Below are 14440 nucleotides of genomic sequence, written 5' to 3' on the forward strand. Positions count from 1 at the left end.
AACGATGGCAGAGTCCCTGGTCGACTGGGCATCCGGCGACCAGGGTGCCTCATTCGGCGAAGACGAACTCGACGGGCCACTCTCGGCAGAGCCGCCGCATCCCATCAACTGGAATCTCCTCAGCGCAGACGACGCCGAAACAGAGTGGATCGAACTCAACCGATGGGTGAACTGGCTGCGACGGACCTACGGTCTCCCGGCATCCGTCGTGCCGCCCTTCTGGCATCGCCACCCCGAACTCGTCTGGGAACTCTCCGCACTGCACCTGCACTGGCTCTGCGCCTACGACCCCGACCAGCACGGCTCGGCCCCGTTCGGATGGCACCGAGACTTTGCGGATGCACGCCAGCGCCTCCACGACTGGGTTGCGACATCGGGGACCCGCCTCGAGCGCGACCGTCCGACGCGCCAAACTCCGTGGCCAGGAGAGCCGCCAGCGGATGCTGTCGATGACATCGACATCAGCGATCGCGACGCAGACTTCGTGCAGTTCGTCGTCGATGACGTCGCCAGGCGGCGAGCGGCCGAGGCGGCTTTCTATGCACGCACCGAGTCGCCTTGATTCAAGGCCTCGTTTCTTCGCGATCAAGGAAATCGACTCTTGACCAGTGCGTACACGAATAGACAAGTTGCTGTGGGTCTCGCCGCTGAGCAGCATGGTCGCTCGCGTGAAGTGCCCGAATAACCCGCGCTGATCGCTCCTTTTCTTGTGCGGGAATAACGGAAATCAACCCCCTACACTTCATGTGGAACGCACTCTGTTCTCGGACAATGGGACCTGCCCTTGGCCGTCCGCCTAACGGGGGCTCGGGCACGCATCGCTCTAAAGAATCAGGCCAGGACCGTCCGGTGAAGGTAACCATTGTCAAAGGTAACGGCGGCGGGCCGGTCCCAGTGGTTGATCCACCAAGACGACAAGGCACTTGGGTTGCCGTCCATAACGCTCACCAATCAAAGAATCCCACATGGGCGTCATCACTGCCGTCGACGTCATCGACGTTCGCTTTCCGACCTGACGGAACGCGAATGACTCCGGCCAACGAACACGCGTTTCCTCAGGGAACGTACAGAGCATTGGTCCAGCGCTAGCGGTGACCGAGTGGTGGCGCTGGGAACTGAACTACGTTCAGGCCGACTCTGTTGTCAGCATCGCTGCGTCTTTCTCCAGGAGCGCCTGGACCTTGTGCTGGAGGTCCGGGTGAGTCCCGGCGGACTTGGAGAAATTGCTGTCCCCACTGGACCGGAGGCGACGTACCGATCGTACGGGCTTGTGACGACTTCGTTGTGCAGTCGCACAACGCAGTCTGTTGGGATGCGGATAGATCTGCTGACGGCCGCCCCGTAAGGTCAGACGCACGGCTCAATTGACGCAGTTGTCACACCGCAGTTGAACGCACGGATGCGCTCAACGCACTCCGCCAGAAGGATACCCATGGAACTCTCAGACCTGTACGATCCCTTGCTTGTTTCTATTGGCCTTGAGGCGGCGAATAAGACCGATGTGTTCACCTCAATCGGCCAACTACTCGTCGATGCCGGCAAGGTCTCTGACCTCGGTGGGTTTATTAGCGATGTCGAGGCACGCGAAGCCTCGTATTCCACGGGCGTCGGTGGTGGACTGGCGATTCCGCACGCGAAGTCGCCGGTTGTGAAGGATGCGTCCTATGCGATCGCGAATCTCGCTACCCCGTTCCTGTGGGACGCGGACGACGACGAGCCGACCACCCTCATCGTCATGCTTGCCGTCCCGTCGGAGCAGGCCGGGACAACTCACCTGAAGCTACTTTCACGGCTTTCCGTGGCGCTCATGGACGAAGAGTTCCGCGCCACGCTCGTCAATGCCAAGTCCGAAAAAGAAATCAGCAACGCCATTCTTTCCAAGGAAGGGAAGTAACAATGTTCATCGTCTGCGTGACGTCATGCCCAGCGGGCATCGCCCACACTTTCATGGCCGCCGAGAGCCTCCGCAAGGCCGCTCTCGCCAAGGGCATCGAGCTCAAAGTTGAGACCCAGGGAGCGACGGGTCGTGATAACGAGATCACTAAGGAGGATTGCGAGCGCGCGGATGCCGCCATCATCGCTGCGGACGTGAGTATCTCCGGCGCCGAGCGATTCACGGACATTCCCACTCTGGAGTGTTCGGTTTCCGAGGCCATTAAGAAGGGGCCAAAGCTCCTCAACGAGGTTGTTGAGGCGGTGCGCTGACATGGTAAAGATTCAACGCAAGCAGAGCCCGTGGGTCACTAACGGCCAGGACATCTACAAAGCAATTATGACCGGCGTCTCTTACATCATCCCGTTGGTTGTCTCCGGCGGCATGGTGTTATCCCTTGCGCTGCTGTTTTTCGGTAACGAGGGCGCCCGGATCGATGGTTCCGTCGGTTCTATTTGGCGGGAGTTCGGCGGATCCATTCTGGGGATGCTTGTTCCTATTCTGGCCGCGTACGTTGCCTACAGCCTGGCCGACAAGCCCGGTCTGATTCCCGGACTCGCCGGCGGTATCGCCGCGTCGACCCTTGGCGCCGGGTTCTTCGGTGGACTCATCGCCGGTCTCATCGCGGGGTACACGGTCCGGTACCTGAAAAAGATCAAGTACCCGCAATCGTTCGCGGGCATCGTTACGATCTTCTTCTATCCATTGCTTGGCACGGTCATCACCGGGTTCTTGATGCTGTTCGTGATCGGCGGGCCAATCGCCTGGCTGAACCAGTCCATGATCCTCTGGCTGGGCGACCTGCAGAGCTCGAACTTCGTGATCCTGGGCATCGTCCTGGGCGCCATGGCAGGCTTCGATATGGGCGGACCGGTCAACAAGGCCGGCTATGCCTTCGCGCTGGCCGCGATCGACGCGGGCAACGGACTTCCCTACGCAGCGTTCGCCGCTGCGAAGAGCCTGCCCGGCATCATTTGTGCGATCAGCGCGTTTCTCGTCCCCAAGGGCTTCACCCACGACGAGAAGGACACGGCCAAGACCAGCTGGCTACTCGGCATCTTCGGAATCTCAGAGGGCGCGATTCCCTTCGCGCTGCGCGATCCGCTGCGAGTCATCCCCGCCACCATGATCGGCGGCGCCTTCGCAGCCGTCGTCTCACTCTGGGGCAAATCGTCGCTTCAGAGCGCCGGCGGAAGCGTACTGACCATCCCCGTGACCGAAAACCCACTGTACTGGGTCGCAGGTCTCGTTGGCGGTGCGGTGCTCGGCGCACTCGTCCTGTCCGCGTTGAAGTGGCGAAAAGTCTCCGTCCACGGCCCCGACGAGGTAGCTCTCGAAGAGCCCGCCGCCGTCTACGCCTGAGCCAACTGAGACAGAGGAACGACCATGAGCAAGAACGTCTACGTTTTCCCGCACACCCACTGGGATCGGGAGTGGTACTTCACAATCGAAGAATCACGTTCCCTCCTGATGCACGACCTGGAGGAGATCCTCACCCACCTTGAGAAGAACCCCGATTTCGGTTACTTCGTTCTCGACGGCCAGTCGATCGTGGTGGAGGACTACCTCAAGGCACGGCCCCAGGACGAGGACCGGATCAGGGAGCTGTCCCAGGCCGGACGTCTCAAGCTGGGCCCGTGGCTCACGCAAACCGACTCCCAGGTGGTGTCAGCCGAGTCCATGGTGCGCAACCTGGTGTACGGCATCCAGATCGCGGAGAGGGTCGGGCCGGCGATGCGGATGGGTTACATCCCGGACTCGTTCGGCCAGACGGCGAGCCTGCCGACGCTGCTGAACGGCTTCGGCATGGACTCGGTGATCTTCTGGCGCGGCAGGACCGAGCGCCACACCAAGGACGTCAACTTTCTGTGGCGGGGCGTGGATGGCAGCCAAGTGAACGCGACCAACATCGCGCAGGGCTATCAGGTCGCCAAGTACCTGGAGTCCGATCCTGACGTGCTGCAGGCGCGCATGCAAAAGATTCTGGGCCGACTGGGCGGTAACTCCGCGTCGGACAATGTCTTGCTCCCGGCGGGGCACGACCAGATGCCGATCCAAAAGGACCTCCCCGGACTGCTGAAGAATCTCGAGGAGATCAACCCCGACGACACCTACCGCATCAGCACGATCGAGGACTACTTCGCGGACACCTTCGCCGACACGTCCGGCCTCGAGCTCTATGAGGGCGAGTTCACCGAGGGCAAGTACATGCGGGTTCACCGGTCGATCTACTCGACCCGGATGGACATCAAGATGCTCAACGCCTCGTGCGAGGCGGAGCTGACGCAGATGCTGGAGCCTCTGCTCTCGCTGGCGCGTCACCTCGGGTTCGACTACTCACAGTCGCTGGTGGCCGAGGCCTGGAAGACCATCCTGCAGTGCCACGCGCACGACAGCATCGGCTGCTGCAACAGTGACCGCGTGAACGCGGACATCAAGCATCGGTTCGTGAAAGCCGGCGAGATCATCCGGGCCCACGCAAACATGACGCTCCGCCTGATGGGTATGAGCATCGAGAAGAACGAGGGCGAAGACCTGCTCCTGGTCTTCAACGCGATCCCTTCCGGCGGCACCCGGTTGGTGGAGCAGGAGCTCTTCGTCGGCACCCGTGACTTCGCCGTTCTAGACACCGAAGGCAATGAGGTCCCGTACTCCGTGGTGGAGATGGAGGACTACGACGCCCAGAAGATCGATCGGCAGATCGCACACCTCAACCAGCACATCCCGATGTTCCGTGCTGTGATCACCTTCAACGCCGAATTCACGGGTCTGGGGTACACCTCCTACCGCATCGTTCCCGGCCGCGCAGGGACCGTGGTGGCCACCCGGGCATCCGCTGCCACCATGATCGAGGGCAACGCTCTGTCTGCCGAAGTGACCGCGGACGGTATCCGGCTGGTCCGGCGGGACGGAACGGAAATCGAGGTGAAGCTAGAAGAATCGGGCGACGAGGGAGACGGCTACGACTACTCACCGCCGCCCGTCGACCTGGTCCTTGAGGATTTCGCCTTCGAGGCTCAGGGAGTGACCGTCGTGCAGGGCGCGCAGCGGATCGCTTTCACCGCTCAGCGCCAGGTGCCCGCCTCTCTCGAGGAGAGGACGGACGGATCCACCAGCACCCTCGCGAGCTTCGACGGTACGGTCGAGCTGCGAGACGGCGAGGACTTCGCCCGCATCCACCTCAGCCATGACAATGCCGTCGACAATCACCGGATCCGGCTCAAAGCAGTCACCGGTGTGACGCCGGAGTACTCCATCGCCAACAACCAATTTGGTGTGATCAAGCGAGAGCTTGTACACCCTGAGGCGGAGCGGTTCGTCGAGCTGGGGTGGGCAGAGAAACCCATCCCGGTATACCCGATGATGAGCTTCTGTGCCGTGACGCAGGGAGATGCCGGAGCCTTCGTGGCCACCAAGGGCCTGCGGGAGTACGAGGTCACGGGCGCCGGTCACGGCGAGCTGAGCGTAACGCTGTACCGTTCCGTCGGTGACATCGGGAAGGACGACCTTACGCGTCGCCCAGGCCGTGCCTCCGGCATCAAGGTGCCGGCACCGGACTCGCAGCTCCGCCAGCACCTCGAGTTCGATCTCGCCGTCGGTTTCCTCGACGGTGAGAAAGACGTCCTCGCAGCAAGCCGAGCTGCACATCGGATGAACACCGTCGACTGCACGTTCCAGGTGAAGAAGTACAACGACTTCCAGCTGAACCCGACCGAGAAGCGCATCCCGAGCACCCTTACTTGGTTTTCCCTGGACGAGACGGTCGTGCTCAGCACGGTCAAGATGACGGAATCCGGTGCCGGCTACGCCGCCCGCTTCTTCAATCCTTCCTTTGACGAAGTCTCAGTCAAGACTCCGGAGCTTGCGGGGTACGTCGCCCACTTCAGCCGGATGGACGAGCAGGTCGGCGACCGGGCTCCGGGAGGAGAGCTGTCTGTTCCCCCCTGCGGCACCGTCACCCTGGTCTACCTGCCGGAGTGAATCCCCTGGCCCCGAGCCCCACGCTCGGGGCCATACCGCTGCGGCACCGCCCGTCAGCACCATCGTCACCGGACCAGGTGAAGACGCCCATTCCTACGAGAAGAAGAGGTTCCATGTATTCCATCGTCGGCAGGCTGTCCACCGCGGCGAACGGTTCACGCACATGAGGATCGTGTGTGCGCCGGACTCGTTCAAGGAATCCATGACTTCCGTCGAGGCCGCCGAGGCGATGGCCCGGGGCATCCACCGGGTCGACCCCACCATCTCCTGCGAGCTGGTGCCGATGGCCGACGGCGGCGAGGGAACCACGGAAGCCCTCATCTCAGCGCTGCACGGCGAGTGGGTCGAAGCGCCGTGTCATGATGCCCTAGACCGGCCGACGATAGGGCGATTCGGGTTCGTGACCGGTCGTCGCCTGGCGATCATCGAGGTCGCCGAAGCCGTCGGGCTCGCCCAAATCGACCCGACAGAACGCGACATCTGGGCGGCAACGTCACGCGGCGTCGGCGAACTGATCCTCTCCGCACTTGATCGCGGTGCGACCGAGTTCATCATGGGTCTGGGAGGTTCGGCGACGAACGATGCCGGCACCGGCATGCTGGCCGCACTGGGTGCCCGGTTCCTTGACCGTGATCGCAGGCCGGTTCCGGTCGGAGCCAGAGGGTTGACCTCGCTCGTGTCCGTGGATCTGACGTCCTTGGACCCAAGATTGCGCACCGTCAAATTCCGCATCGCCTCTGACGTCTCCAACCCCCTGCTCGGTGACCGTGGCGCATCGGCGGTCTACGGCCCGCAGAAGGGCGCCGAGCCCAGTGACGTCCCCGAGCTTGACGCGGCTTTGGCCCGCTGGGCGGATGTCGTGGAGTTGGCGTTCGACCGTAGTGTCCGGAAGATCCCCGGAGCTGGCGCCGCGGGGGGCCTCGGGGCGGCCTTCGCCGCTGCTACCGAAGCGACCATGGAGAGTGGTGTCGAGGTGGTCACGGATGCGGTGGGGCTTCGAGACCGAATCGCCGGAGCCGATTGGGTCTTCACTGGCGAAGGTGGCGTCGACCGGCAAACCGCGTCGGGTAAGACGCCATGGGGTGTTGCCCAGGCGGCTCGTGCGGAAGGTGTCCCTGCGATCATCTTCGGCGGTCGGATCAGTGACGATGCCTACGAACTCATCGGTGACGCCGTGGTCGCCGTGGTTCCGATCCTGCGTCAGATGACCGACCTTCCGACCGCGCTTCTGGAGGGCAGCGCCAACCTGGAACGCGCAGCAGCGACGGTCACCCGACTGCTTGCGGCCCGGACGCGCTCAGACCGCGTCGCCGGGCAATGGACATCCGAGCTACCTGCTCGCTCGCGCCTATAGCGGGGTGGGGGCGCTGGGCGGGTGGAGGATGTACCCGACGAGAGTGATGAGCTCGAGGAGCTGGCGAGGATCGAACCCAGTAAGCTTTCGAATCCGGTTCAGCCGGTAGAGCAGCGTGTTCCGATGGATGTGTAAGCCCGCCGCAGTTGCGCTCATACTCATGTTCGCCGCTATGAAGTCGCGAAGCGTGTCTACCAGCTCTGGGTGGCTGTCTAACACTGCGAGGGCTTCCCTCCGCGGTACGTTCATCAACGCCATAAGTTCCGTCAGGTCTGCGGCGTAGTGGATCAAACCGGGGATCATGAGGCCGCGCTGGGTGACTCTGGCACAGGTGACCTCGGCGATGCAGTCCTTGGCTAGATCATGCGCCTCGCTCACGAAGAACAGCGCCAATGGAGCATGACGGATCCACCTCGCCAGAGCCTTCTCGATGTCATGAGGGTTGAGTAGGAATATCCCTCCCGGTAGCGGAAACGCCGTCGGACATATCTTCTGCAGGCCTTCGGTCTCTCCGTCGACAAGGATCGCCGTCTGTGGATGTCTGAGGTCCAGTCCCTGCATTAGAGCCAATTCAACAAGGTCGGCCGGATACGCATGGGCCTCAGTAGCCAGGGCCGCAGCCAGTACCTGGTTGCGCTGTCGAGTGAACGCAAGGTTCTGCTGCACCAGCAGCGAGACCGTCGTGCGCACCAGCCGCGCCAACGGGCGAACTTCGGTGAGAGGCCCGGTGATGCCGACCACTCCGATGAGCTCTCCATCCACGGCGAAAGGGAGGTTAATTCCGGTTTTGGTGTCGCCATCGTCCACGGCGATCTCGACTGACTCTCGGGTCTTGAGAGCGAGAAGTGCACCCTGATGGACCTGGCCCAGTCGGGCCGGGTCCCCGGACGCAATGATCACCCCATCTGCGTCAAAGATGTTGACGTTATACGCGACGTCCGTCATCGCAGCGTCAGTGACTCCCTGAGCGAGGTCCTTTGGAATACGAATCCCCAATGTGCCGAGCATGGTACTGACTGTACGTTGCCGTAGCGGTGACCGTCCCGTCCACGTGCATCTTTCATGGTGATCACTCCGAGAGCTGATCCAGCCGTTTGGGCGAGCGAAGGACCTCTTGCATCCGGCTTGCATCGGTAGGGAATGGAGGGTGAAGGCGCTCGCGGGCACACTCGACTAGTGAGGTGCGGGGGCCGTCAGACGTTTGCGGAAGACCACGAGGTCATCGGCATCCGACCAGCAGTCCCGAACTCGTGCTTCTTCGTCGTAGCCCTGTTTCGCGTAAATATTCCCGACCAGCACCGCCTCAGCGGATTCAGCGTAAGACGATCTCACGTCCGCGGAGGGTCCTGCACTCTGAACACCAGAGCAACCGGCTTGCGGCGACGTCGTGAGCGGATCGGCTCTTCGACGCGCGCGGTCATCTGTGTGGCGCAACCGACAAATCTGGGAGTCCGGGTTCGGGCGCTGTCGGCGGCTCTGACTAAGTTGGGATCTGACCAGTAAATTTGATCGACTTCGGCGGCTGGAGAGTCAAGTCGGTCCGCAACCCTTAGGGACAGATTCCGATGACCGCGCGGACTGAGTCTGCGACGGCGTTCCTGATGACGGTTCCTCCTACGAACTCATTCTTGAATCGTCTGACCTTGTTCAACCACCGAGCACAGCGTCGAGGATCTCCGCCGTCACGGGGTCGACCAGGTCGGCCGTGACAACGTAGCTGTTTCGAGTGGTCTGCTCGTTCGCATGGCCGAGCAGTCGAGATGCCAGCGTGATACCGGCGGCCCGCTCGATGAGCGTTGCCGCGGTGCGTCGGTAGATGTGCGTGGTGTACTCGTCGACATCGACTCCCAGTTTGACCAGGTTTGCGCGCTCGTCGGCAATGAACGAACGGAGCAATCGCTCGTAGTTGCTGACGCTCAGAGAACGGCCGGACTTGGTGGCGAACAGTGACGCCTCGGGGTCGGGTTCGGCGAGGGCCAGTCGGCGGCGAACGGCCGCTGCGGCCATCGATGGGAGAGCGATGCTGCGCCGTTGTCGCGAGCGCTTCGGAGAGTCTTTGCGATGGATCCCTTCTGCCTTCGTGCTGACAATGGTTCCGTTGACGACGAGGGTCGGAGGCAGGGTCGTCATGTCCACGTCACAGCGACGCAGGCCGAGGCATTCTCCGATCCGTATTGAGGTGCCCAACATGATTTCCATGCCGTCGATCAAAAGGCGATAGTTGGGTCTGGGGCCGTCCCCCTGCGTGAGTCGCCATTGCTGCATGAGTTCGCGGATGTTGTTGAGTTGCTCCGTGGTGAGCGTGGACTCCTTTTTCGGTGTTGTAGGCAACCGCTGAACGTCGCGCACTGGGTTGCTAACCATCGCGTCGTCGCGCACGGCGTAGCCACAGACCAGGCTCAACACGGCGCGGGCGTGACGTGCCTTCGAGATGGATTCCTCGTCCAAGATTTTTTGGAGGATGCGATCGCAGCGACCGACGGTGAGCCGGTCAAGCCGTACTCCGCCACACCGCGGCAAGATGACCAGGCGTGCGGTCGTCTCATACGATTCGTAAGTCGATTAGGTGAGGCTGCCGGTCTTCGCACGGGTGAGGATCTGAGGCAACCACAGCTCGACTGCATCGGCAACCGTGTTCGACGGCGCAAGGCCCCCAAACCCGCCGGTCGACAAGGCCATTGCCTGGCGGCGGACCTCGGTGCAAGCCCGTTCCTCGGTCTCCGCGGTCGCGCCGAGACGATGCAGAGCGCCGCTGTCGTCACGGGTAGAGGCACGGGCCCGGTACCGGCCACTGGGGAGGCGCCTGACGTCGATCTTGCCCAACTCACCGGCGGGGATCTGCGGCTTACCCATGCCGATGCTCCTGGACCCAGACGAGCACGTCCTGGACGTCGTAGCGTACGTGCCGACCGAGCTTCAGGTATGGCGGACCCGCATGGGTCAGACGCCAATCTTCCAGCGTGCGCTCGGGGAGTCGAAGCAACTCGGACAGTTCGTGCTGGGTGAGGAACGTCGGAGTAACCTGCGTTGTCGCGTCCATACCCAGAAGGAGTGCGGGCACGACCGTGAGCCGTCCGCGTGGATCGTGACAGACCCGTACTTGTCCGGGCCGCATGATGACCCAGTTCCCCTGACTGGGGTATCTGGTGTCGTATCTGGTAATTCGGCCCGTTTCGGGCCTCAAGGGAAGGATGGGCGATGGGTGATATCGCCGCGAAATCCTGCACCTTTTACTGCTGGGGTACCTGGACTCGAACCAAGAACAACTGAACCAGAATCAGTCGTGTTGCCAATTACACCATACCCCACTGCCTGTTCCTCAGAACGGACCGACTCGTAACTCTAACCCACTCAGAGTGCCGGGACAAACCCAGAGCCGAAATCATCGCCGGCTCGAGCCGATTGCCGGGGCAGACGCCGAGGGGCCCGACACCGCGCGGCCAGTCACTCGAGAGTGGTGGCAGCCAGACGTGCAAGACGCAGCACGGACTCCGCCTTGCCCAGGATCTCCATCGACTCGAACAGCGGCGGCGAGATGCGCCGGCCGGAGACCGCGACCCGCAGGGGGCCGAAGGCCACGCGCGGCTTGAGCGCGAGCCCGTCGATCAGCGTCTCGGTCAGGGTGGTGTGCACGCGGTCGTGCGTCCATTCCGCTTCGGGAATGTCGAGCAGCGCTGCCGTGGACGTGGCGAGGATCTCGCGCGTGTTCTGCGGGAGCGAGGCGAGGGCATCCGGCTGGTAGGCCAGCGAGTCGCCGCCGATGAACAGGAAACCGAGCATGCCGGGTGCCTCGCCGAGCAGGGCGATGCGTTCCTGCACTAGCGGTGCGGCGGCCTCGAGAATAGCCTGCTGCACCTCGCTGAGTGGTTCGGTCACGTCGCCGGCGGCCACCAGGTACGGGATGACCCGGGCGGCAAAATCGGCCGGGTCGAGCAGCCGGATGTGGTCGCCGTTGAGCGACTCGGCCTTCTTGAGGTCGAAGCGGGCCGGGTTCGGCAGCACGTCGACGACGTCGAACGCGGCGATCATCTCATCGATCGTGAACACGTCGCGGTCGCTGGAGAGGGACCAGCCGAGCAGCGACAGGTAGTTGACCAGTCCCTCGGGAACGAAGCCGCGGGCGCGGTGGTGGAACAGGTTGGACTCAGGGTCGCGCTTGGAGAGCTTTTTGTTGCCCTCGCCCATGACGTAGGGCATGTGCCCGAAACGCGGCACGAACGTGGCCAGTCCGATGTCGATCAGCGCGTGGTACAGGGCGATCTGGCGCGGCGTGGAGGAGAGCAGGTCTTCGCCGCGCAGCACGTGGGTGACGCCCATCATGGCGTCGTCGACCGGGTTCACGAACGGGTACAACGGATGCCCGTTGGGCCGCACGACGACGAAGTCGCTGAACGAGCCGGCCGGGAAGGTGATCTCGCCGCGAACCAGGTCGTCGAAGGAGATGTCCGTGTCGGGCACCTTGAGGCGGAGCGCCGGCGAGCGGCCCTCTGCACGGAAGGCCGCCTTCTTCTCATCGCTGAGGTCGCGCTCGAAGTTGTCGTATCCGGCCTTCGGGTCGCGGCCGAGGGCGACGTTTCGCACCTCGATCTCCTCGCCGGTGGCGAAGCTCTCGTAAATGTGACCGGACGCCTTGAGCTGCTCGATCACGTCACGGTAGATGTCGTAGCGCTCGGACTGGCGGTAGGGAGCGTGCGGTCCGCCGACCTCGACGCCCTCGTCCCAGTCCAGGCGCAGCCAGTGCAGCGCGTCGAGGAGCTGCACGAAGCTCTCCTCGGTATCGCGGGCCGGATCGGTGTCTTCGATCCGGAAGATGAACGTGCCGCCGGTGTGCCGGGCGTAAGCCCAGTTGAAGAGCGCCGTGCGGATCAGACCGACGTGCGGCGTTCCGGTCGGCGAGGGGCAGAACCGAACGCGAACGTCGGTGCCGGTGGCAGTGGAAAACGGGTGCGCAATTGTCTCAGACATCACCCCCGATTCTAGTTGCCTCCGGGTGAGGGCGCGGGTGGGGATACGGGTGGCGCCGCGGGTGGCGCGTCCGGTCCGGCCAGCGCGGCGAGCCGGCGCAGGGTGACGGCAATGGCCGCCACGCCCGCGGACCCAGTGACCGTGACCGTGTGCAGGGTGCGGTGGTCGCGGCCGCGGGTGGGCCGGATGGCGACGAGAGGCTGCGCGCCGACGGAGTCGAGGGCAAGCGCGGGCAGCATCGCCACCCCGATGCCGGCCGCCACGAGGCCGAGCACGGCGGCCGCGTTGTCGGTCTCGTAAGAGATGCGGGGCGTGAAACCGTTGTGACCGCAAAGCTCCAGCAGGTGGCCGCGGCACCGAGGACATCCGCCGATCCAATTCTCCTCGGCCAGGTCGCCGAGGTCGACTGCGCTGTTTTTGGCCAGGGCGTGTCCGGCCGGCAGCACGAGCATCATCTCGTCCCGGCGGAGCCGGGTCACGACGAGGCCCTCGGCGCTGTCCCGGTGAGGGTCGACCCGGTCGCCGGGGTAGCTGAACGTGATCGCCAGATCGGCCTGATTCTGGCGCACCAGAGCCACGGCTTCGGGCGGCTCGGCCTCAAGGTAGGTGACGCTGACTCCCGGATGGCGGCGCTGCAGGTCAGCGAGCAGGCGCGGCACAATGGTCGCCGAGGCGGAGGGGAACGCCGCCAGACGCACCCGGCCCGCGCGCAGGCCGCGCAGCTCGGACAATTCCCCCGCGGCGGCGTCCAGGGCCCCGCTCACGATGGCGGCGTGCCGGGCGAGCAGCCGGCCGGTCTCGGTGAGCCGCACGCCGCGGCCGATGCGTTCGATCACGGCCATCCCGATGCGCTGCTCGAGCCGTCTAAGCTGCTGGCTCACGGCGGGCTGGCTGTAGCCGAGCGCCGCCGCGGCCGCCGTGATCGAGCCGCAGTCGGCGAGCGCACCCACGACGCGCAGCATGGTGGAGTCGAGTTCGGGCTGGACGATGGCGGGCACGAAGTGATCATAACTGATGCTTATGGATTGCCTCAGCTACTGGTTATTGTCAAATGAATAGGCCGGTCGCATGCTGGAGAAATGATCCAGAGCGACTCTTCCGCGTCCCGTTCGACGCTGCCGGCCCGCATCGGCGTGCGCGAGGCGCGCGAGCGGTTCCGGGGCGGCCGCGGCTATCTGGCGGCCTGCACGCTCGGGCTGCCGACCCGGGAAACGGAAGCGGCCCTGCGCCTGGACGCCGACGCCTGGGCGCTGGGCACCGCGTCGGCGGCGGGGTACGCCGCCGTGGTCGAACGGGTCCGGCACGCGTATGCCAGACTCGTCGCTGTTCCGGTGAGCCGGGTCGCGATCGGGTCTCAGGCGTCCGTGCTGGCCGGCCTGCTCGCCGCGAGCGTTCCCGACGGCGCCGAGGTGCTCTGCGTCGATGGCGATTTCAGCTCGATGGTGTTCCCGTTCCTCAGCCAGGCGCACCGCGGGGTCACCGTGCGGCACCTGCCTCTGGCCGAGCTGGCCGTCGGGATCACCGCCGACACCTGGCTTGTGGCGTTCTCGCTCGTGCAGTCCGCCACCGGTGCCGTCGCCGACACCGCGGGGATCGTGGCCGCCGCCCGTGCTCACGGGTGCTTCACCCTCTGCGACACGACGCAGGCCGCCGGGTGGATGCCGGTGGACGCATCCGTCTTCGACGCCTCTATCTGCCACAGTTACAAGTGGCTCTGCGCCCCGCGCGGCGTGGCCTTCCTGACCGTGGCCGAGCGGCTGGCCGTACTGCTGCACCCGGTGCAGGCGGGCTGGTATGCCGGCCGGGACCCGTGGGCCTCCTGTTACGGACCGGACATGAACCTTGCGGCTGATGCGCGCCGATTCGACGTCTCCCCGGCCTGGAACTCCTGGGTGGGCGCCGAACCCGCACTGGAGCTGTTCGGGCGGCTCGACCTGTCGACGGTGCGCGACCACGCGGTGGCGCTGGGCGACGCGCTCTGCGCCGGGCTCGGGCTCGCCCCGGCCGGGCAGTCGATCGTGACCTGGCCGGATGCCGACGGCACCGACCTTGAACGCCTCACCCGGGCCGGTCTCACCGCGTCGCGCAGGGCCGGGCGGGCCCGCGTCGCCTTCCACCTGTGGAATGACGAGGACGACGTCGCCGACGCCCTGCGCGCCCTGCGTCCGTAGCCGGGTCACGACGGGCGCGACCGCAGGGCCTGCTCG

Annotated in this window: 13 protein-coding genes and 1 tRNA gene; 7 read left to right on the forward strand and 7 right to left on the reverse strand. The window is 64.4% G+C overall.

The features are described from left to right. The first annotated feature begins 4 nt into the window (after positions 1–4). The 6 genes from E3O28_RS10980 to E3O28_RS11005 all read left to right on the forward strand — a co-directional run bounded on the left by E3O28_RS10980 (position 5) and on the right by E3O28_RS11005 (position 7268). A complete protein-coding gene (locus tag E3O28_RS10980) occupies positions 5–562 on the forward strand; it encodes a hypothetical protein (protein WP_134415995.1) in 558 nt (185 codons plus the stop codon). An 870-nt stretch (positions 563–1432) separates the two neighbouring features. Continuing rightward, positions 1433–1894, forward strand: coding sequence for a PTS sugar transporter subunit IIA (locus E3O28_RS10985; RefSeq protein ID WP_166784800.1), 462 nt, complete (start codon positions 1433–1435; stop codon positions 1892–1894). Positions 1895–1896: 2 nt separating this feature from the next. After that, positions 1897–2205 carry a fructose PTS transporter subunit IIB gene (locus tag E3O28_RS10990; RefSeq protein WP_134415999.1) on the forward strand — a complete coding sequence of 103 codons (309 nt, stop codon included), beginning with the start codon at positions 1897–1899 and terminating at the stop codon, positions 2203–2205. 1 nt (position 2206) lies between these two features. Beyond that, positions 2207–3295, forward strand: a complete 1089-nt coding sequence (locus E3O28_RS10995) for a PTS fructose transporter subunit IIC (RefSeq protein WP_134416000.1) — start codon at positions 2207–2209, stop codon at positions 3293–3295. A 24-nt stretch (positions 3296–3319) separates the two neighbouring features. Beyond that, positions 3320–5914 (forward strand): glycoside hydrolase family 38 C-terminal domain-containing protein, encoded by a 2595-nt coding sequence (locus tag E3O28_RS11000; RefSeq protein ID WP_134416002.1) that lies wholly within the window; start codon positions 3320–3322, stop codon positions 5912–5914. A gap of 163 nt (positions 5915–6077) precedes the next feature. Then, on the forward strand, positions 6078–7268 hold the full coding sequence (locus E3O28_RS11005; RefSeq protein WP_134416004.1) for a glycerate kinase: 1191 nt from the start codon (positions 6078–6080) through the stop codon (positions 7266–7268). Here the strand turns inward: E3O28_RS11005 and E3O28_RS11010 are convergent. The 7 genes from E3O28_RS11010 to E3O28_RS11035 all read right to left on the reverse strand — a co-directional run bounded on the left by E3O28_RS11010 (position 7263) and on the right by E3O28_RS11035 (position 13231). Further along, the gene (locus E3O28_RS11010; RefSeq protein ID WP_166784801.1) at positions 7263–8276 is read right to left on the reverse strand and encodes a sugar diacid recognition domain-containing protein; all 1014 of its coding nucleotides are present in this window, start codon (positions 8274–8276) and stop codon (positions 7263–7265) included. The genes E3O28_RS11005 and E3O28_RS11010 overlap by 6 nt on opposite strands. Positions 8277–8915: 639 nt before the next feature. Beyond that, positions 8916–9716 carry a tyrosine-type recombinase/integrase gene (locus tag E3O28_RS11015; protein ID WP_241973106.1) on the reverse strand — a complete coding sequence of 267 codons (801 nt, stop codon included), beginning with the start codon at positions 9714–9716 and terminating at the stop codon, positions 8916–8918. A 114-nt stretch (positions 9717–9830) separates the two neighbouring features. Beyond that, positions 9831–10121, reverse strand: a complete 291-nt coding sequence (locus tag E3O28_RS17030) for a hypothetical protein (protein ID WP_241973107.1) — start codon at positions 10119–10121, stop codon at positions 9831–9833. After that, positions 10114–10383: a helix-turn-helix domain-containing protein gene (locus tag E3O28_RS11020; RefSeq protein ID WP_347232382.1), complete on the reverse strand. Its 270-nt coding sequence runs from the start codon at positions 10381–10383 to the stop codon at positions 10114–10116. The genes E3O28_RS17030 and E3O28_RS11020 overlap by 8 nt, the downstream gene beginning before the upstream one ends. Before the next feature lie 121 nt (positions 10384–10504). After that, positions 10505–10576, reverse strand: a tRNA-Gln gene (locus tag E3O28_RS11025). Positions 10577–10712: 136 nt separating this feature from the next. Further along, positions 10713–12233, reverse strand: coding sequence for a glutamate--tRNA ligase (gltX, locus tag E3O28_RS11030; protein WP_104102905.1), 1521 nt, complete (start codon positions 12231–12233; stop codon positions 10713–10715). An 11-nt stretch (positions 12234–12244) separates the two neighbouring features. Then, positions 12245–13231: a LysR family transcriptional regulator gene (locus E3O28_RS11035; protein ID WP_233191521.1), complete on the reverse strand. Its 987-nt coding sequence runs from the start codon at positions 13229–13231 to the stop codon at positions 12245–12247. 81 nt (positions 13232–13312) lie between these two features. Here E3O28_RS11035 and E3O28_RS11040 point away from each other — a divergent pair, with 81 nt between their 5' ends. Continuing rightward, on the forward strand, positions 13313–14404 hold the full coding sequence (locus E3O28_RS11040) for an aminotransferase class V-fold PLP-dependent enzyme (RefSeq protein ID WP_134416008.1): 1092 nt from the start codon (positions 13313–13315) through the stop codon (positions 14402–14404). Positions 14405–14440: the final 36 nt, after the last annotated feature.

This window comes from Cryobacterium sp. TMT2-14, from assembly GCF_004402465.1.
In the GTDB taxonomy this organism is placed as follows: Bacteria; Actinomycetota; Actinomycetes; order Actinomycetales; family Microbacteriaceae; genus Cryobacterium; species Cryobacterium sandaracinum.

What these genes read in the sequence shown, in the direction of transcription:
- E3O28_RS11040 (WP_134416008.1), top strand. Translation starts at nt 13,313, where the DNA reads ATGATCCAGAGCGACTCTTCCGCGTCCCGTTCGACGCTGCCGGCCCGC.
- E3O28_RS11005 (WP_134416004.1), top strand. Translation starts at nt 6,078, where the DNA reads ATGAGGATCGTGTGTGCGCCGGACTCGTTCAAGGAATCCATGACTTCC.
- gltX (WP_104102905.1), bottom strand. Translation starts at nt 12,233, where the DNA reads ATGTCTGAGACAATTGCGCACCCGTTTTCCACTGCCACCGGCACCGAC.
- E3O28_RS17030 (WP_241973107.1), bottom strand. Translation starts at nt 10,121, where the DNA reads ATGGGTAAGCCGCAGATCCCCGCCGGTGAGTTGGGCAAGATCGACGTC.
- E3O28_RS11010 (WP_166784801.1), bottom strand. Translation starts at nt 8,276, where the DNA reads ATGCTCGGCACATTGGGGATTCGTATTCCAAAGGACCTCGCTCAGGGA.
- E3O28_RS11000 (WP_134416002.1), top strand. Translation starts at nt 3,320, where the DNA reads ATGAGCAAGAACGTCTACGTTTTCCCGCACACCCACTGGGATCGGGAG.
- E3O28_RS10995 (WP_134416000.1), top strand. Translation starts at nt 2,207, where the DNA reads ATGGTAAAGATTCAACGCAAGCAGAGCCCGTGGGTCACTAACGGCCAG.
- E3O28_RS10990 (WP_134415999.1), top strand. Translation starts at nt 1,897, where the DNA reads ATGTTCATCGTCTGCGTGACGTCATGCCCAGCGGGCATCGCCCACACT.
- E3O28_RS10985 (WP_166784800.1), top strand. Translation starts at nt 1,433, where the DNA reads ATGGAACTCTCAGACCTGTACGATCCCTTGCTTGTTTCTATTGGCCTT.
- E3O28_RS10980 (WP_134415995.1), top strand. Translation starts at nt 5, where the DNA reads ATGGCAGAGTCCCTGGTCGACTGGGCATCCGGCGACCAGGGTGCCTCA.
- E3O28_RS11020 (WP_347232382.1), bottom strand. Translation starts at nt 10,383, where the DNA reads ATGCGGCCCGGACAAGTACGGGTCTGTCACGATCCACGCGGACGGCTC.